General features: G+C 41.5%; 18 protein-coding genes and 1 pseudogene. 5 read left to right on the forward strand and 14 right to left on the reverse strand.

All coding sequences use genetic code 11. From position 1 onward, the window contains the following. Window positions 1–5: 5 nt before the first annotated feature. Together M1K46_RS20025 and M1K46_RS20030 are read right to left on the reverse strand one after the other, a co-directional pair. Window positions 6–920 carry a hydroxymethylglutaryl-CoA lyase gene (locus tag M1K46_RS20025; protein ID WP_256227434.1) on the reverse strand — a complete coding sequence of 305 codons (915 nt, stop codon included), beginning with the start codon at window positions 918–920 and terminating at the stop codon, window positions 6–8. 15 nt (window positions 921–935) lie between these two features. Further along, window positions 936–2,168 carry a CaiB/BaiF CoA transferase family protein gene (locus M1K46_RS20030; RefSeq protein WP_375162227.1) on the reverse strand — a complete coding sequence of 411 codons (1,233 nt, stop codon included), beginning with the start codon at window positions 2,166–2,168 and terminating at the stop codon, window positions 936–938. A gap of 287 nt (window positions 2,169–2,455) precedes the next feature. Here M1K46_RS20030 and M1K46_RS20035 point away from each other — a divergent pair, with 287 nt between their 5' ends. The 3 genes and pseudogenes from M1K46_RS20035 to M1K46_RS20045 form a co-directional block, all read left to right on the forward strand. Next, the gene (locus M1K46_RS20035) at window positions 2,456–3,118 is read left to right on the forward strand and encodes a GntR family transcriptional regulator (RefSeq protein ID WP_256227436.1); all 663 of its coding nucleotides are present in this window, start codon (window positions 2,456–2,458) and stop codon (window positions 3,116–3,118) included. Between the two features lie 328 nt (window positions 3,119–3,446). Then, entirely contained in the window at window positions 3,447–3,920 is a 474-nt protein-coding gene (locus tag M1K46_RS20040) for a DUF2690 domain-containing protein (protein ID WP_091009805.1), read from the forward strand. Window positions 3,921–4,028: 108 nt separating this feature from the next. Continuing rightward, window positions 4,029–4,418: pseudogene (locus tag M1K46_RS20045) on the forward strand (DUF2690 domain-containing protein); the annotation flags it as partial. 108 nt (window positions 4,419–4,526) lie between these two features. Here M1K46_RS20045 and M1K46_RS20050 read toward each other — a convergent pair. Together M1K46_RS20050 and M1K46_RS20055 are read right to left on the reverse strand one after the other, a co-directional pair. Continuing rightward, a complete protein-coding gene (locus M1K46_RS20050) occupies window positions 4,527–5,720 on the reverse strand; it encodes an iron-containing alcohol dehydrogenase (protein WP_256227437.1) in 1,194 nt (397 codons plus the stop codon). A 238-nt stretch (window positions 5,721–5,958) separates the two neighbouring features. Beyond that, window positions 5,959–7,053, reverse strand: a complete 1,095-nt coding sequence (locus M1K46_RS20055) for a PRK06851 family protein (RefSeq protein ID WP_375162228.1) — start codon at window positions 7,051–7,053, stop codon at window positions 5,959–5,961. A gap of 801 nt (window positions 7,054–7,854) precedes the next feature. Between M1K46_RS20055 and M1K46_RS20060 the strand changes: the two genes are divergently transcribed. Beyond that, complete coding sequence (locus tag M1K46_RS20060; protein ID WP_256227439.1) at window positions 7,855–8,217, forward strand: STAS domain-containing protein; 363 nt, start codon at window positions 7,855–7,857, stop codon at window positions 8,215–8,217. 213 nt (window positions 8,218–8,430) lie between these two features. After that, window positions 8,431–8,826: a DoxX family protein gene (locus tag M1K46_RS20065; protein ID WP_234293187.1), complete on the forward strand. Its 396-nt coding sequence runs from the start codon at window positions 8,431–8,433 to the stop codon at window positions 8,824–8,826. Between the two features lie 71 nt (window positions 8,827–8,897). Here the strand turns inward: M1K46_RS20065 and M1K46_RS20070 are convergent, their stop codons facing one another. Genes M1K46_RS20070 through M1K46_RS20115 form a run of 10 tightly spaced genes read right to left on the reverse strand, consistent with a single transcriptional unit; the run spans window position 8,898 to window position 19,000 of the window. Next, window positions 8,898–10,112 (reverse strand): M20 family metallopeptidase, encoded by a 1,215-nt coding sequence (locus M1K46_RS20070; protein WP_256227440.1) that lies wholly within the window; start codon window positions 10,110–10,112, stop codon window positions 8,898–8,900. Then, window positions 10,109–11,098, reverse strand: coding sequence for a P1 family peptidase (locus M1K46_RS20075; RefSeq protein WP_256227441.1), 990 nt, complete (start codon window positions 11,096–11,098; stop codon window positions 10,109–10,111). Before M1K46_RS20075 ends, M1K46_RS20070 begins: the two co-directional genes overlap by 4 nt. After that, the gene (locus tag M1K46_RS20080; RefSeq protein ID WP_053358239.1) at window positions 11,098–11,655 is read right to left on the reverse strand and encodes an ECF transporter S component; all 558 of its coding nucleotides are present in this window, start codon (window positions 11,653–11,655) and stop codon (window positions 11,098–11,100) included. Before M1K46_RS20080 ends, M1K46_RS20075 begins: the two co-directional genes overlap by 1 nt. Before the next feature lie 48 nt (window positions 11,656–11,703). Further along, on the reverse strand, window positions 11,704–12,549 hold the full coding sequence (locus tag M1K46_RS20085) for an energy-coupling factor transporter transmembrane component T family protein (RefSeq protein ID WP_256227442.1): 846 nt from the start codon (window positions 12,547–12,549) through the stop codon (window positions 11,704–11,706). Between the two features lie 5 nt (window positions 12,550–12,554). Further along, window positions 12,555–13,418, reverse strand: coding sequence for an energy-coupling factor transporter ATPase (locus M1K46_RS20090; RefSeq protein ID WP_256227443.1), 864 nt, complete (start codon window positions 13,416–13,418; stop codon window positions 12,555–12,557). Continuing rightward, window positions 13,415–14,278: an energy-coupling factor transporter ATPase gene (locus M1K46_RS20095; protein ID WP_256227444.1), complete on the reverse strand. Its 864-nt coding sequence runs from the start codon at window positions 14,276–14,278 to the stop codon at window positions 13,415–13,417. Before M1K46_RS20095 ends, M1K46_RS20090 begins: the two co-directional genes overlap by 4 nt. 30 nt (window positions 14,279–14,308) lie before the next feature. After that, on the reverse strand, window positions 14,309–15,634 hold the full coding sequence (locus tag M1K46_RS20100) for an MFS transporter (protein WP_091009824.1): 1,326 nt from the start codon (window positions 15,632–15,634) through the stop codon (window positions 14,309–14,311). A gap of 46 nt (window positions 15,635–15,680) precedes the next feature. After that, window positions 15,681–16,454 (reverse strand): SDR family NAD(P)-dependent oxidoreductase, encoded by a 774-nt coding sequence (locus M1K46_RS20105; protein ID WP_256227445.1) that lies wholly within the window; start codon window positions 16,452–16,454, stop codon window positions 15,681–15,683. Next, on the reverse strand, window positions 16,451–17,899 hold the full coding sequence (locus M1K46_RS20110) for an aldehyde dehydrogenase family protein (RefSeq protein ID WP_256227446.1): 1,449 nt from the start codon (window positions 17,897–17,899) through the stop codon (window positions 16,451–16,453). The genes M1K46_RS20105 and M1K46_RS20110 overlap by 4 nt, the downstream gene beginning before the upstream one ends. 15 nt (window positions 17,900–17,914) lie before the next feature. Further along, window positions 17,915–19,000, reverse strand: a complete 1,086-nt coding sequence (locus M1K46_RS20115; protein WP_256227447.1) for a tartrate dehydrogenase — start codon at window positions 18,998–19,000, stop codon at window positions 17,915–17,917. Between the last annotated feature and the right edge of the window lie 111 nt (window positions 19,001–19,111).

The raw sequence follows: 19,111 nt of genomic DNA on the forward strand, positions 1-19,111 counted from the left end.
TTCTCCTATACCCTCTGTTTCAGACTCCCCCCTCTCACTTGCTGCAGGTGGCCTGTCAGCCTCCGTTCTGTCATTTCTTTTACAAGACTTACGCAATCCATCAGCTTTTCAAAATCAATTCCGGTTTCAATACCCATTTCGTTAAGCATAAATACAAAGTCTTCGGTAGAATCATTTCCTGCAGCGCCTGGCGCAAATGGGCATCCACCCAGACCGCCAATGGATGTATCGAAAGAGGTTATTCCAGCTTGCAAAGCAGCTAATGAATTAGCTTTTGAAAATCCGTATGTATCGTGGAAATGTGCTGTAACTTTAGCCTTTGTACCGAGGTCTAAGGTTTTTGAGAATAACTGATAGACCTGATATGGATTCGCTCGGCCGATCGTATCGCATAGAACAATCTCATCTACCTCTAACGTTTCCAATGTCTTCACCAAATTCAATGTTGTTTCTTCCGCTACAATCCCTTCATACGGGCAGTGAAAAGAGGTGGCAATACTGAACCTTACAAACATATCCTCACTTTTTGCTTCTTCTACCACTAGCGATAATTGGTGCAGTGATTCTTCCACGGACATCCGAACATTTTTCATATTAAACGTCTCGCTTGCACCAGCAACAAGAGCAAGGTTTTTAGCGCCCGCTTCTCTTGCCAGTTCAAATCCTCTTTTATTCGGAATGAGGACCAGATATTGCAAATCCGGCTTTTGATCAATGTTTCGATAGACAACATCGGCGTCTGCCATTTGCGGCACATGCTTTGGCGATACAAACGAGGTTGCCTCTATTCTTTTGATCCCTGTCTCACCTAAGGCATGAATGAGCTGTAATTTCTGTTCGGTTGGGATAAACGTTTTTTCATTTTGGATGCCATCTCGTGGCCCCGATTCCATGATTTCTACACGTTTTGGTAAATTCATCAGTCCCTCTCCCCCTTATCGTTTTAGAGCGCCTGTTTCATTATTGGTGAGAATCCCTTCCTCTTGCCATTCTTCATATTGTGAGTCTGTAATCCCGAGCTTCCCTTTTAATACCTCTTCCGTATGTTCTCCCAGCTTAGGTCCAGGCCAGTTAATGCTTCCAGGTGTCTTGCTCATTTTTGGAACAATGCCAGGGACCTTAAGTTTTCCTAACCCCTCTACATCCAATTCGCAAATCATTTTACGAGCAATAAAGTGAGGGTCTTCCATCATATCTTCCACGCTATAAATGGAGCCGGCAGGAATGTTGTACTCATCCAGTATTTTCAGCGCATCCTTTAAGTTATGCTGGATTGTCCAGCCGCCTATGACTTTATCCAAGTACTCAGACTTCTGTACACGTCCATGATTGGAAGAATAATCTGGATCTTCACCCAAATCCTCTCGATTGATGACATCCATCAGCCTTTTAAAGATTCCATCCCCATTTGCTCCAATAACCACATATTTTCCGTCTCTGCAAAGGTACGTATTGGACGGTGCAATTCCGGGTAATGTACTGCCCGTTCGTTCACGGATCACCCCGTATTGGTCATACTCTGGAACGGCACTTTCCATTAAGCTGTAGATGGCCTCGTAAAGAGCGACATCCACACATTGCCCTTCTCCCGTATGATTTCTATGATAGACAGCCATCAATGCCCCCATCACGGCATAGAGAGCAGTTACAGAATCTCCCAAACTAATCCCTACTCTGGTCGGCGGCCGATCGGGATAGCCCGTTAAATACCGAATACCTCCCATTGCCTCCCCAATACTGCCAAAGCCTGGTTTATTCCGATAAGGACCGTCCTGGCCATATCCTGAAACACGAACCATAATGATAGAGGGATTATATTTCTTTAAGTCGTCATAACCAATGCCCCACTTTTCCAGCGTGCCAGGTTTAAAGTTTTCAATAATAATATCTATCTCTTTAGCAAGCTCTCGAATAATTTCCTGCGCTTCTTCCTTGCGAAGATCTAAAGAGATGCTCTTCTTATTCCTGGACTGCACATACCACCATAAGGAAGTCCCCTCATGCAGCATTCTCCATTTCCGAATGGGGTCCCCCTTTCCTGGCGGTTCAACTTTAATAACCTCAGCACCAAAATCCGCCAATAATCTTCCTGCGAATGGTCCAGCTATTAAACTGCCTATTTCCAAAACCTTCAGTCCTTTTAAAGGCTCTCTCTTTTGATGATCCATCATACTCCCACTCCATTCTAGTAGTTTAACCTTCAAAGGATGTAAGCGCTTTACATCCTTTGAAGCGAACACTTTTTCTGTCACTTCTTAAAGGGTTCGATCTTGTATTATATAAAAATTCTGATAATTATAATAATAGTTAGCAGCGGTTTCTTTGTCAACGGTTAACCGTTGACATTTTTTTAAAGAATGGCTTCTGTTATTCTTTAACAACCCCTCGAGTTAATGTAAACTAATAAGTAGACAGAATTAATGCCTTGAACCCATGTTGCTTAGGAGGGCTTGAATTGAGGGAAATTCAAAAAACAGAACTTTTGCATAGTCAGGTTTATACGATATTAAAAGCAATGATCATGGAGAGTGAATTTCAACCTGGAGAACGATTAGTTGAAACGAAGGTCGCCTTACAGCTTGGCGTAAGCAGAGGAACCGTTCGTGAAGCCTTTCAGATGCTGTTAAAGGATGGTTTGCTCACACGGGATAATAATGTCATATTTGTTTACAACCCTAGTGTTCAAGATATAGTGGATGTGTATGAATGCAGGAAAAGTCTGGAGTCTCTTGCCGTTAAATTGGCAACTACTCATATTCAGGACGAGCAATTGAATCAGCTTGGCTTCGTTCTTGAGGAATCAAAAAAGGCGGTAAAAAGAAATGATACCCAAACACTTACCAATCTAAATCAGGAGTTTCACGATATCATTGACTTGGCCTCCCATAATAAACAGCTCATCCAATTATGCGAGGTGATCAAAACAAAAACGCTTTATATTAGGAACAATGTCTTAAAAAATCATTTTAAAAATTTCTCGGATTTTGTAGATGATCACGAACGGATTTATTTGGCTATTAAAGGGCGAAAAGCTAGTAAAGCCGAACAGGAAATGATCACACATATTGAAAAAAGCTTCGAAACCATTCAAAACGCTTTAAATTCTGATCCTATATAAATAGGTGCCTGGCACCGGTTTTTAATAAACAAAATCCCTGATCCGTAACGGATCAGGGATTTTGTTTATTAAAGATTCTCAACCCCATTAACAACATGTCCCTCCTGTTTGTTTTTTATCTTAGAAATGTACACTAATCAAATATCAAATTATGATTTGATCCTTTTCCATCAGTTACTTTCTGCCTGATTAATTCTAAAGATATTTCCTGCTAACTGCTGATTTTCCGTTTGAAAAAATTAGAATCTTTTGGGATAAATTGCACTTAACATATTATTCCAACCGCGTTACTCTATGGTGGAATAAAAGAAACGGAGGATTGATAAGGTTGAAACTGATTAAAAAAGCAACATCCTGTTTGTTCATTTCCATTTTAAGTATTGCTCTGCTTGTTTCACCTGGAGGCTTTACGAGCAAAGCTTTCGCAGAGACGAACACCTATGATGGTAAAGCCCCTTCATACAACAATTGTGATGACACCGGAGTAACGAAGAAATCGTTGAAGATAACGAATAATGATGGTTCATACGCCACCCTTGAACTTCGCTTTAGCACGAAATGCAAAACAGCATGGGCAAAGATTACATTGAGCAGAGCAGCCAAAACAGATGGCGAAGCTACTGCATTAGTCGTACGAAGCACAGATAATAAACAATACGGCTGCCATAATGCAGGCGGAAACGGAGAGATCAATAAAGGACAAAAATCCTGCTATACGCCAATGGTCTATGATTTGGATCCCCGTAAAGCCAAGGCAGTTGGGTTTTGGCCGTATACCCGCGGGGAGACAGGCTGGTATTAAATAAGGAAAGAGTGATTTTTGTTGAGGAAAAAGTTAAAAGGATTTGTTATTTCCATAGCTATGATCTTAGCAGCGATCATCACGTCTTTCGGAACGATTGATCAGCCTGTCTATGCAGAAAACCATTCGTATGACGGTAAGAGTCCTTACTACAATAATTGTGATGACAGCGCAGTAACAAAAGACAAGAAATGGATTGATTCCGTCTCCTATGTAGAGTTGAAATACAGCACTTCATGTAAAATCGCCTGGGCAAAAGTAAAGATCACCAAAAAAGCGACGTCAAATTATGAGGCAGATGCGAGAATTGTGCGCAATACGGACGGCAAAGCCCTAACGTGTGACAGCTCAGGAGGAAACGGTTCAGTGAATAAAGGACAAACTTCCTGCTATACAGGAATGGTATCCGATTATGCCCCAAGAAAATCGCAGGCACAGGGCAAATATGCCATACCGAACAGTGATGCTTATAAGGTGGCAAAAACGATCTGGTATTAAGGAAAAGCGTCATGAGTCCAGTTTTGGACTTATGACGTTTCTTTTATATAGATAATTTAAGAAAGTGCCTGAAACAGTCCAAACATACTCTATGTGGTTTCCCCGTTTCTACGATTTAATCGTTTGAGAATTGGTGAACTGGTAATCATAACATAATTTGTACAGTTCCATTAATTCGATCTCATCCGGCACCCTCGGATTATTGCCGGGACTTCCGCTAGCCAAGGCGTCTCTGGCCATCTTTTCTAGACTTTTCAAAAATTGCTCCTCCTTAATTCCCCATCCTTTCAAACTAGGAATATCAAGCTCGAGGCAAAGGGCTTTCATTTCTTCCACCAGTTTTTGCGCAGTTTCCCTTTTTGTAAGCCCTTTCGTTTCTTTAAAAATTAAATTCCCGATGTCTGCGAGCCTCTCATAGCAAGCTTCAAGACTATACTCCAGAACAGCAGGAAAAAGCATTGCATTCGAAATGCCATGAGGCACATGGAACAGTGCACCGATCGGTCGGGACATTCCATGAACTAAGCAGACCGATGCATTGGAAAATGCCATTCCTGCCTGGAGGGCAGCAAGTGACATTTTTTTCTTTGCTTCTATATTTTGAGGATCATGATAGGCATCTCGTATACTTTCCATAATGTGCCCAATGGCAGAAAACGCTAATGAATCGGTAAAAGGATGGGCACGTCTTGAAAGATATGCTTCAATCGCGTGAGTAAGGGCATCAATTCCGGTTGCTGCAGTTATACTTTTAGGTGAAGAAATGGTTAGGACCGGATCTACAATCGCTGCTGCCGGCATAAATGCGGGCTGCTTAATCATCATTTTAATATCATGTACGGTATCGGTTATGATTGTTACATCAGTTGCTTCAGATCCGGTCCCAGCTGTGGTAGGAATAGCAATTAATGGAACGGCTGACTTCTGTGCAATCTTTCGGCTATTCATATAATCGCTGATGGATCCTCCATTTGTACCAAGAACGGCAACCGCTTTTGCTGTATCAATACAACTTCCTCCACCTAAGCCAATAATAACGTTGCAGCACTCCGCTTTAAGCTTTTCCAGAGCTTCATAAACAAACGTATCTGTCGGCTCAGAATTGATGTCTAAATACATGACTGAGGATATTCCTGATTCTGTTAAATAATGTTGGCATTCTTCAACGTACATCAGCTTTTCCATCATTCGGTCGCTGATGATGAGTGCTTTGTTTCCGAGTTTAGACGTTTCTTCCCCCACTTTCTTAAAAGAATGTTGTCCGTAGAGTATAGTTCTTGGCATTTGCAGAACTGAAACCATAATAGCTACCCCCTTCTTAACAATGCTTTCTTCCATGCGTATTGCTTCGACAAGGTTAAGGAGATACCCTTTCTGCTTTTCCCGATCTTCCTTTTGCTGCGCTGTTATTTGTAACGCTGATGTGACCCTTGTCCATATTTCATCTGATAATCAGCATAAACTGAATACACCCATTTGGTTCTATAAACTAACAGTATGAAAAATAGAGCTAATGTTCGTTAGCTCTACTTGAATTGTTTTACTTATTTTGTTTCAAGCTCAGTTTTATTTCTTCTTCTACAAAGCCATAAAGACTAACAGATGTAGCAGTGTTTCTTATACATTTAAGATCCTCAAGGTGAACCATCATGTTCCTTGCTTCCGCCAAATAAGAGATCGCTTCCTTCATTTTCTCTTTATAAGCTTTGGTTGTTCTTTCGATTTCTGCAGCGAACTTTTCATCCGTACCAGGTGTAATACAAGTTTCGTACATATCAATGATTTCATCTGTTCCTCGTTCAGGGTCATATTCATGAGGTGCTGTGCTATCAAATATTGCGATGCCTTTTTCACGAAGGATGACCATGTCTAAACTGTTTGGATCAAATCCGCAGTGGTAAACCTCAACGTCGTATCCTTTTTCTTCTCCAGCAGCTGCAATCTGCTTCAGCATAGTTGATTTCCCTGATCCCGCTCTGCCTTTAATAAAATAACGTTTGCAAATATCTTCTGTTAGATTTTGAATATAGTCAACTGCGCCATTTGGAGTTGCTGCACCTAAGAACCGATGTTTTACATTTGAAGTTTTTCCAGCTGTCTCCTCTCCATAGAAAAGGTCAATCAGCTCATTCGTCAATTCATTGGCTTTAGCAAAACTCATGTTAGCGATATAGATATCTTCAATGTCATCATGTGCTTTAAGTGATTCTGCAAATGTTGTATATGCTTTTTGAAATTTTGCGGAAATCTCCATATTAAGCTGATGGATTTCATCATTATGTTCAGAAAGATATTTAGTGGTCCTTTCACTTTCAAGAATGGTTATTTGCAAATTTTCGCTTGCTGCCTGTTTGCGAATATCAGGCACTGCATCGTCAATAATTCCAACACCGGCATCAGGAACAATTAACCCTTCTGTCCATTCATTATTAGATGCACAATGCAAATATTCAATAGTATGTCCTTCTGCTCTTAATGTTTCACCTATTGTATTTATGAATGCAGATTTATCTGATCGTAATCCCCCTTGAAGCAAAAACACACGATTCAAACCCCTTAATGCGGAGTCATAAAGACTAATATATCCTTTAGCTGTATTTCCACCTGCATAATAATGAAGCACTTTTCCACCCATACAATCACCCTTTCCCTTTTCTGCTAACATATGTTCACCATGAATAAGGGTGAATGCCTACCTTTAAAAAGATAAAGCTCTTTTCTAAAAGATTGTTGCTTTTGGGTCATTTTAGTAAACAGCCATCATTGACAAGTTGATTGGAGTGTAAGGTGCGAGACTCCTGCGGGAAAAGCGGGACAGGTGAGACCCACAGGCGCGTGCGCCGAGAAAGTAGGCGCTGGCGCCGGTAAGGCTCACCGCACGACCCCGCGGAAAGCGAGCATCCTGAAACGGAAATCAACCACTCCTAAGAGCAACAAAGGTTACGAAAACAGCCAAAGATAAAAAGCTTTTTTCTAGACCATTACCTAACTTTCGAACCTCTTCTATTTCTTTTACAAGCTAATGGTTGCCCCTAGATGATTTCAGGGAAATGAGCGTTTGCCAAAACAAAACTAAGCGATCAGGTTTAATGTTTATTTAATAATTCTTTATAATCTACACACTAATCTTTTATATTTACGTATTAAACTATTAACTGAAAGAACTTCATGAATGCCTATTGTCCTTTACGCAAACGGTATCTAAACCATGTGTTTCATTGCATCACTCAAAAATACGCAGTAGGTTGGACGATATTCGCGACTCTGACAGTAACCGATTAAACTTTTAATGAAGATATTAGACAACGTTGAAGGAGGAAACGATGACATTAACCAACGAACAAATTCTTACTGAGTTATCGGATCATCAACGAGCCATAGCAAAAACAGGTGGCCCTGCAATTACGGTAAAGTCTTTCTCCTGGAGTTTTGCCTTATGAGTATGTCAATGGGGAATGTTATGGATCTTAAAATTACACATGAAAAATTGAACGGCACTCATTATTTGGAATTAGTAGGAGAAGTTCAGAGCTACACGGCACCCAAGTTGAAAAAAATACTTGTCCCATTATCAGAAAAAACTAAACAAGACATAATTATTGATGTTGAAAAGATTGATTTCATAGATAGTGTTGGGTTAGGAGTTTTCGCTGGCGTGCTTAGATCAACGAAAAGGAACAACAGTACGTTAATGCTAAGAGGTATGACGAATCGCGTCCGCCGATTATTTGAGGTAACAGGGCTTATAGAAATGGTTGAATCCAGCAAAAACAAGAAGACCATGGAAACGTTTGCCTAAGTTCGGCTTGTAAAAAAGAAGTATTCTTAAAAGTCAAAATGCAGGATATCCTTTACCTCATCCTTTATTTTCGTCATTTACTTTTAAACCATTACTAGACTCAATGTTCTTATATTAAATTGAATAAAAAGTCTCATTCTACTCCTCATTCCCTTTGTATATGGATGATGGTGAAACAAAAATTCAATGCAAAATTATTTTGAGGGGAATGAGATGATGAAGCGAATTCGTGTCTGGTATTGGGTCTTCACAGCATTGTTAGCAGCCTTAATGCTCGCAGGTTCCATTCCTGATATTCTCTCTGTTTCTGCTGCTGTGGATTTATTTAATCATTTGGGCTATCCTGACTATCTTTTGCCTTTTCTCGGAATTGCCAAATTGTTGGGTGTTATCGCCATTCTGGTGCCAGGCGTTCCAAGATTAAAAGAGTGGGCCTATGCCGGTTTTTTCTTCGATCTGGCCGGTGCGATGTATTCTACGATCGCTGTTGGAGATCCCTTCAGTTCATGGGTAATCTTTTTTGTTGGATTTATCTTGATTGCAGGTTCGTACGTTTTCCATCATAAGAAGTTAGCTGCAGTAACATTGAAAGATTCAACCCACACTTAAACCCCGATTTCATCAAACCTCAAAAGGCAGTTCCTGTTATAACAGGAACTGCCTTTAATGATTTGTTAGAGCTATTTCAAAAAATTATGTGCGGAAAGAGTGTAAAGTTTCACAGTTTCAACAAGTTCTTTAATATCAACATATTCATCGGCATGGTGCGGGATATACCGATCACCTGCTCCTGTTGTAACGATTGGCACCCCTGCAAGATGAAGAAAAGTACCATCTGTTGCACCTGGTACACCGTTATAAACAGGATCCTTGCCCGTAACTTGGGTATATGCCTGTGCCATCGCTTGTACAACTTCATGATCTTTTGGCGTCTCAGTCCAAGGACGGTCTTCAATCAGTTCGAGTGTTGCTTTAAAATCATCATCTTCTTCACTAAGCCGCTCAATAATATCTTCAATTTTGCTTCTTAATTGTTCGTGCTCCTGTCCCGGTACCGTCCGAATATCAAGAGTGGCCATACACTGTGCAGGAACTACATTGATTTGCGGCTCCCCCTTTACTGGTGCTTGGAGAATTGTAGGCGTGATACTTGGCCATCCGAGATAAGGATGTTCTCCCAGTCTTTCTTTTTCTGTTTGTTCCAGTTTATCCAATTCTACGATTAATTTAGCCATTCTTGTAACAGGATTTATTCCTGTGAGCGGCATAGCGCCATGAGCCATTTTTCCATATGTGTTCAAAACGATTCTCATCGCACCTTTTTGGGTAATGCATATCTGATTCTCCTCTGGTTCACAAATAATGGCTCCATCCACATCATTCGCCCAGCCATTCTTTATAAAATGTTTAATACCCATCATCATGCCTTCTTCGTCACATGGGATACAAAGTATAATTTTACCTTTGAATGCTGCGCCTGATTTTTTCATAGAATGTACAGCAGAAATCGCAGCCGCTAAATTCCCTTTTGTATCACAAGAACCTCTTCCATAAATTTTACCGTTACTGATTTCTCCCCCAAAGGGGTCATACGTCCAGGAGTCCAGGTCTCCTTCAGTTACCACATCTGTATGCCCTTCAAACAGAAGGGTTTTTCCGGAAATACCAGAGTCATAGATTGCTATAACATTCGGGCGTCCAGGCACTACTTCTTCATAGTAAACTTCTAATCCAATGTCCTTAAGATAATCAACGATGAAACGGGCTAACTTTTCTTCGTTTCCGTCTTCAAGATTTGGGCGATAAACACTTTTAATACGGATAAGGCTTCTTGTCAGTTCGACTACTTCTTTTTCATCAACATATTGGAGAATAGATTCTATAGCAGTTGTCATTGCTCCCTTCCTTTCCAAAGTGATTTTTTGACATCTTTACTTGATGGTAAGTTCTTAATCCCTTCAGCCTTCATAATGGCCTGGATGACTGCCTGTGCTAAAACGTCTGCAGCAATGGTTCCAATCAGATCAACAGAAGCACTCATATCTCCAGCAGCCAAAGAAAATATGGTGTCCCCATCATACATCGTATGCACAGGATAAATCGTTCTCGCTAATCCGTCATGAGCCATGGAGGCTACTTTCGAAGCTTGTGACTTCGTTAACTTAGCATTGCACGCGACAACTCCGATCGTTGTATTCGTGCCAGCAGTCAATGGAATTTCAGGTTGCTCAATCATCCATTCTAAGCTGCTTCTTATATTCCCTTGGTCATCTCTTGCACCCGCAATGACTTCTCCAGTTTCAGGATTTCGAATCTCCCCTATGGCATTAACGGCAACAATAGCGCCCACAATTAAACCACTGGGCAAAATTAAAGACGCCGAACCGAGACCTCCCTTCATTGCTCGATGATGGCCAGCTACTTTACCAACCGTGGCCCCGTATCCTGCTCCTGAATTACCAAGTGGAAAATGTCCCCTTTCCGCGTTGGATGCTGCCTGATAACCCATTTCCCGATCTGGCCTTGCCGAAGGGTCACCAACAGGCAAATCAAAAAGGACTGCTGAGGGAACAATCGGAACAACTCCTACTCCAACATCCAAACCAATCCTTTTATCCTCTAAAAACTTCATGACCCCGCTTGCTGCATCCAGACCATAGGCACTTCCTCCCGCCAGGCAAATACCGTGCACTTGCTCAACGAGATTCAGGGGGTGAAGCAGATCCGTTTCCCGAGTCCCTGGAGCAGCCCCCCGAACATCCACACCACAAACGGCGCCTTTTTCCATTATTAAAACAGTACATCCTGTATAACCTATACGGTCTTCTTCATTGCCGATTTTAATGCCAGGGACATCCGTAATATTTTGAAAACATTTCACTACATATCTCCAGAAATCTTGGATTTTCTGTTCCCGCTATGATCCAGTTTTTTCCAAGCTACAACTACTGCCAGGGTAATGATAACGGAGACTATAGCTTCCGGTATGCCATTAGTAACCGCAATTGTAACCGCAACACCCGGTGCAATATAGCCTCTAACCACCGCCATGATTAAAACGAGGAGCGTATTGGTAAAAGCTCCGATAAAGCCAGCCACTCCAATAGCGGCATATTCGTTGACTCTCCGAAGTGAAATATAAGAGAAGTAAGCAGTGACACCAATAAACAATCGAGGAAGGATGGCCACTAGTGGATCCTTGAATAGTGGTATCGTTGCATCCAAAAAAGATGAAACACCGAAGATTAATCCAATAACCAGTCCAACAAATGGCCCTTGCATAACTCCTCCAATGATTGCAGGAACATGCATGATGGTTGCATTTCCTGCTGCTGTTGGAACAGGAATAAAACCTAACCGAGTGACACCAAGCAAAATAGCTACCGCTCCTAAGACACCTGCAATGACAATCTTTCTTGTGGTTAATCCTCTTTCCATTCGATTACCCTCCTTATTTTTAAAAAAATGATAGTTTGGTAGTGATCTCTAGTAGGGAAAAGGGAATGCTAGTAAGAATGCAGCGAATAAAATACAAAAAAGAATAGCTATATAATCTTTGGTTTGAGCCTTATACTTTGTGTAAATTGACCGTTCACTTCCTGGTGTATAGCACCTTGCTTCCATTGCGAGCACTAAATCCTCTGCCCGGGACATAGCAACATTGAATAATGGAATAATAATAGGGAATACATCTTTTGTTCTTTGGATAATTCTCCACCAGGCACCCGTTCCAAACTCCGCTCCTCTTGATGCTTGGGCCTTCATCATTTTTTCCATTTCCATAGCAAACGTTGGAACAAAACGGATTGCTATCGTAATAATCAGCGCAAATTCATGAACCGGAAACTTTACATGCTTTAATGGTCTTAATAAACTCTCAATCCCATGTGTAATTTGTGTTGTAGAAGTACTTAAGGTTAGTACACTGCTTAAAAAGATGATCTCGATAAAACGAAAGGCAGAAACGACGACTAGCCTTATGCTGTCACTTGTTATCAGGATAAATCCATAATCCACTAAAACCTTTCCACCAGAAGCAACTTTGGTATAGAACAACAATTGCAGCACGGCTAATATCAAAATGAATGGGATTGCAGGCTTGACCCCTGATAAACCATAGTTAATGGGAATACGTGACATGTAAAATAACCAACAGGCAAAAGCAAGAGCAATAATATTACCTCCGTAGGTGTCACATACAGCCATTGCAATGACTAGAATCGTGAAGGCTAAAAGCTTTACGCGGGGATCCATACGATGAACAAGTGAACCAGTAGGCAAGTACTGGCCAATCGTTATATTGCGTGTTAATTCAAATTCAAAACCAGCCAACATTATCACCTCCTATGAAGGATAGAAACGATTTCCTGTGCGGCAGACTCCATTTCATATGCTTTAAGATTGACTGGATAACCTCGTTCTTTTAGACGTGCGAGAATCTCTACAGTTTGAGGTGCTCCAATATGGTGTTTAGCTAGGGTTTCCGAATTACCGAAAATGTCTCGGGGTGTTCCTTCAACCAGATTCTTCCCTTCTGCCAACACATAAATCCTTTGAGCTAAATAGGCCACTTCCTCCATGTTGTGAGAAACAAAAATGACTGTCATGTCTTTCTCGTTCAACTGACCTATTTTGTGCAAAAGTTCTTGTCTCGAATGGGGGTCAAGACCTGCTGTAGGTTCATCTAATACCAAAATTTTGGGTTGTAATGCCAGAACACCGGCCAAAGCAACTTTTCTTTTTTGTCCACCGCTCAGGGCATAGGTCACCCGGTCTTTCAGTTCCTCAAAAGAAAGGCCGACCAATTCCATTGCCCACTTGACACGATCCCTCACTTCTTTTAATGGGAGTCCCATTTTTAAAGGGCCATACGCGATATCATCACCGATCAGCTTTTCGAAAATCTGGTCTTCAGGGTTTTGAAACACGAGGCCTACTTTTCTTCTCAAAGCTTTTACATCAAGTTTTGAATCAGATAAATTTTGGCTATCCACCAATACTTCTCCGCGCTGAGGACGCATCAAACCGTTGAAATGCTGAATTAACGTGGATTTGCCGGATCCCGTATGACCAATAATCGCGATGCATTCCCCTTTTTTCACTTGTAAATTAATCCCTGAAAGCGCCTGGTACTCAAGAGGGGTCTTTTCCATGTACGTATGATGTAAATCTTTCACTTCTAAAATGGGAAGATCACTCATCCTACAATCACCCCTCTTTTGGCTGATAGACGTACAACTTCTTGGACAATCTCGTTATTCTGGATTAAGTCTGCCTGAAATTCTTCGTCGTATTCATGAATCAATCTTGCTAATTGACTGGCAACAGGAACATCAAGCTTCAATTGATGCAACAGTTCATACTGCTGAAAGATTTCTCTGGGCGGGCCGTCCAATACAATCTGGCCTTGTTCAATAACGATCACCCGGCTGGCCTCTGCTACTTCCGACATATGGTGGGTAACGGATATTATGGTCATTCCGTCGTTATTCAGTTTGCGGACAACTTCCAAAATATCTCTTCTTCCATGGGTATCCAGCATACTGGTAGCTTCATCAAGCACTAAACAATCTGGCTTCATCGCAATGATTCCCGCAATGGCGACCCGCTGTTTTTGTCCGCCTGATAGGTGATGAGGCGGTCTTTTTCGAAACTCGCTCATCCCTACTGCTTCCAATGCATATTCAATTCTTTCTTTCATCTCGGATGCGGGTACTTCAATATTCTCTAAACCAAAGGCGACATCGTCTTCAACGATTGTCGCAACAATCTGGTTATCGGGATGCTGAAATACCATACCTACCTTTTGGCGAATCTCCCGGATTACATTCGTTTCCTTTGTATTGTAACCGCTTACCAACACATCGCCATTACTTGGCTTAAGAATTCCATTCAAGTGTTTTGATAGGGTGGACTTGCCGGAGCCGTTATGTCCAACAATCGCAACATATTCTCCTGGAAAAATATCAAAAGTAACTCCATTCAATACCGGTATGGAAGTATTGTTATTCACACTATATTCAAAACTAAGGTCGCTAACTTGAATAAGAGGTTTTGTCATTAAAATCCCCTTTCCCCTATGCTCTGTAAACTACAACGTTTTCGTTTTTACCAGCGGTTCATCAGCCTTCATAACTGAGTTTTGCTTTTTTAAACTGAAAACTAGCAAACTCGTCATTATTAAACTAAAGCCTAGAAAAAATAGCCCTGCCTCCATCTTTCCAGAAGCATCTTTTAAATAACCGATCATGTAAGGTCCGACAAATCCTCCTAAGTTACCAATCGAGTTAATCAGTGCTATTCCTACTGCTGCTGAGGCTTCTGTCAAAAATAAAGCAGGGAGTGACCAGAAGGGACCAAAAAAACTGTAGATTCCAACGGTTGCAATGGACATCATTAAAATAGAAAGATAAGGATTAGACGTCATCCCTGCCCCAATTAAGCCTAGAGCCCCCAATAAAGGAGGTAGAGCCGTAAATAATCTTCGCTCACCTGTTCGATCTGACCGTCGGGCCCACCAAATCATACAAATTCCTCCAGCAATGTAAGGCACCATTGAAATAAGGCCGACTTGGGTGTTAGTGAGCAACGAAGAGAATGATTTTATGATGGTCGGCATCCAAAATCCAATGCCGTATAGACCGATAACCAGCGTTAAGTAGATGAGTGATAGTTTCCAAACCAGAGGGTTGGTTAGCACTTCACGAGTTGAATGGTGTTTCAGGCTCCCTTTCTGTCCGTTTTCATGTTGAATTTCCTGTATGAGCCACTCTTTTTCTTCTTTTTCCAGCCAATTTGCGTCTTGTGGACGATCCGTTAAGTAAAAAAACGTAACAATTCCAATGATGATTGCAGGTATTCCTTCTAAAACGAACATCCAGCGCCATCCAGGCATCCCTGCCCAATTAATAGAATCCATGATCCAAGTAGATAATGGAGCTCCAATGATATTTGAGGCTGCAAGAGCTGTCATAAATAAGGCGAAGGCTCTGGCCTGCTCTTTTGCCCGGAACCAGTAGGTAATATATAAAATAACTCCTGGAAAAAATCCCGCTTCCGCTACTCCTAAAAGAAAACGCAAAACATAGAGGTGTGCAGCACTCTGAGCCCAAGCTGTCATAATAACAACTAATCCCCAGCTGATCATGATCCGTGCGATCCACTTTCTTGCTCCTACTTTGTGCAAGAGTATATTGCTGGGAATTTCAAACAGAAAGTATCCAAAGAAGAAAATACCAGAGATTAAACCAAACGTAGAGCTTGCCAGTGCTAAATCTTTGTTCATATCTAATGCGGCATATCCAAGGTTTACTCGGTCAAGAAAGGCTACAATGTATAACAAAAAGATAAACGGAATGATTCTCCAAAATACTTTTTTTGTTGTACGCTCTTCAATTGATACATTAGGTTGATGCATATAAACCTCCCCTTCTTATTCTGTTTTCTTAATACTTAAATTTAGACTAGATTCCCCGGCCGCCATCGACATTCATAATTTCTCCAGTGACCGCTTTTGCTAGATCAGAAGCTAGATATAAAGCTGCCTCCGCAATATCCTCCGGTTGAATCAAAGTGCCCAGAGGGACACTGTCGAGAAAAATTTTCTTTTTGTCTTCCTCAACCTTTTCCTCATCACCAGGTAAGAATTTTCCCAGCATAGGAGTTTCAGCTGGTCCTGGATTAATGGCGTTAACCCGGATTTTATAAGGAGCTAATTCAAGTGCCAGTGCCTTGGTTAACATGATCGCCGCCCCTTTTGATGCACAATAAGCGTTTAATCCAGGTCTGGCCCGTATTCCTGCAATGGAAGCGATATTAATTATCGATCCTTTTCTCATTTTTTTCATATGAGGAACAAGATGCCGTGTGGTCAAAAAAATCGATTTCGCATTTACGTTCATAATCTTATCCCATTCACTTATGCTCATTTCTTCAATGGGAGTGAAAAACTGAGGAACTCCCGCGCAATTTAGCAGGACGTCTAAATTTTTGTATTTATCGACGGCTTCATTGACCAGGTATTGGACACTTTCATCATCTCCTACATCTGTCTGAATGACCATTACTTCTCCTGCTTGTCCTATTTCTTCGGCTGTAAGGTTAGCAGCGTCTCTGTTTAAGTCTGCTAACACGACCTTTGCTCCTTGGGCTGCAAACACCTTAGCTGCAGCTTTCCCCATTCCCGAGCCAGCCCCTGTAATGATAGCTGTTTTTCCTTCTAGCAATCCTGCAGTCATAGATTCATCACCACCATACGTTCATCTGTCATTTCCTGAATGGCGTAATGCGGTCCTTCTTTTCCAATCCCGCTGTTTTTCACACCGCCATATGGCATTACATCATTACGATAAGTTGATACATCATTTATGATTACCCCGCCGTATTGCAAAACTTTAGCCGCTCTCATCGCCAGCTGTAAATCACGGGTGAAAATGCCAGCCTGCAACCCATACTCTGATTGATTGGCGCATTGGAATGCTTCTTCAATATCCTGATAAGGAATGATACTAACAATGGGAGCGAACACTTCCTTACATACCACTTTCATCTCAGGTTTCGTGTTGACGAGTACTGTTGGAAATAATAAGGCACCTTCCCTTTTTACAGGCAACAAGGATTTTGCTCCTTGTTCAATGGCTTCATTCACCCATTTCTCTGAACGAATGGCTTCTTTTTCACTGATCATCGGACCAACGTCTGTTTCTGCTATTTCTGGATCGCCCACTTTCAATAGTTGTACATAATGTAAATAATGCTCTGTAAAATCATTCAGGACAGATTGATGAACATATAGGCGCTGAACAGCTATGCATGCTTGTCCAGCGTTGTGAAAACTGCGGCTCGCCGTAAGTTTCGCAGCTAACTCTAAATCTGCATCACTATGAACAATGTTCGGGGAATTGTTGCCCAGCTCAAGAGCTACTGGCCTTAAACCGCTTCGTTCTTTAATATGCCTTCCGACTTCACCTGAACCAGTAAATGTATACATCGCAATGCGCTCATCTTCCAAGAGCCATTCACCAACCTCACTGCCTGCACCGGTGACGATGTTTACATAGCCTTTCGGAAGACCTGCCTTCTCCAAAAGATCCACTAGCTGAAAAGTCGCCAGCGGGGTAGTGGTAGCAGGCTTAATTACAATGGTATTTCCAGCAGCAAGAGCGGGAGCAATTTTATGAACCCCTAACAGCAAAGGGTAATTGAATGGAGTAATAACTCCAATAACCCCTTTTGGGACACGAATGGTAAAGCCTAACCGGTTATCTGCCCCTTCCGTCGCCTGCAGCGGAATCATTTCTCCGGCGATTCTTTTGGCTTCTTCTGAGGACAAACGGATCGTGTTAATCGTTCGATCAAGTTCTCCCGCCGCATCTTTTTGGGTCTTACCCACTTCTTTTACTAATGAGAGTTCAAAATCCCTGCGTCTCTCCTCCATTAAATCAGCTGCTTTTGAAAGAATAGTAGATCGCTGGAAGGCTGTTAATTTGTCGGTCTTAAAGTTTTTTTCAGCCGCAGACACTGCCTGATCCACATGATGCTTACTTGCTTTAGCGATGTTTGCAATCACCTCCCCTGTGTACTTATGATAAACAGGAATAGTTTGTTCGGTTTGAACGTGTTTTCCATCAATGTACAAATAGAGTTTTTTATCATTCAATAATGAAGTTTGTGTCTCGGTCATCCTTCATCCATCTCCTTAATTAAAATTCATACTCTTAAACGTCATTTGTTCATGAATGGCACTTCCAAATTCACTCGTCGTGTTTTTCCCGCCAAGATCTGGTGTTGATACCTTTCCTCCAAGGAGTACCTCTTCGATCGAGTCTACAATTAAGTCCGCAACTTCAGAAAAACCAAGATGCTCCATCATTAAGCTGATACTCCAGATCTGAGCAATGGGATTGGCTATTCCCTTTCCGGCGATGTCGGGCGCAGAACCATGAATCGGTTCAAACATTGAAGGGTACGTTTTTTCAGGGTTAATATTTCCTGAAGGGGCTAGTCCAAGGCCACCTACAATAGCTGCCCCAAGATCAGTTAAGATATCACCAAAAAGGTTACTTCCTACAACAACATCAAGTTCTTCAGGCCGTGTAATAAAATAGGCCGCCAGTGCATCAATATGATAAATATCAGTTCGTATAGATGGATGATTCCGGCTGACTTCCTTTACGATTTCATCCCAGAAAGGCATTGAGTGATTAATACCGTTCGATTTAGTAGCTGCGGTCAGCCGTTTTTTGGTTCTTTTTTCAGCCAAGGAGTAGGCATATTTGATCACTCGTTCGGTTCCATATCTAGTAAACACATTGTTTTGTACAGCAAGTTCAAAGGGTGTATTCTCGTGTATCCGCCCTCCCATGTTGGAGTATTCTCCCTCCGTATTTTCACGGACTACTACAAAATCCAAATCATCATGCGCTTTATAACGAAGAGGGCTGTCCAATCCTCTTAGAAGTTTAATTGGACGTAAATTAATATATTGCTGAAAAGTCCTCCGAATAGGCAAGATCAGCTCCCAAACGGATATGTGGTCAGGTACAGATGGGGCTCCTATCGCTCCAAGCAGTATGACATCGTAATCCCGCAAAATTTCCAAACCATTTTCAGGCATCATCTTTCCATGTTTTAAATAGTAATCACAATTCCAATCAAAGGAGTCGATAGAAAAATGAATCCCTCCGTGAAGTTCCTCAATCCTTTTTAATGTTTTTAACCCTTCTGCCATCACTTCAGGCCCAATTCCATCTCCAGGTATGGCGGCAATCGAAAAATGCTTCAAGTTATCACCTCATTTTGTTCTGTTAACGATAATTACTTTGCAAGTTTCGTGCCAATTCTGTTAATTTTAAATTTTCTGAACTTACCACGTAAAAAAATAGTACGCGAAGAG

Source organism: Fictibacillus sp. WQ 8-8 (assembly GCF_024494405.1).
Taxonomy (GTDB): Bacteria; Bacillota; Bacilli; order Bacillales; family Fictibacillaceae; genus Fictibacillus_C; species Fictibacillus_C marinisediminis.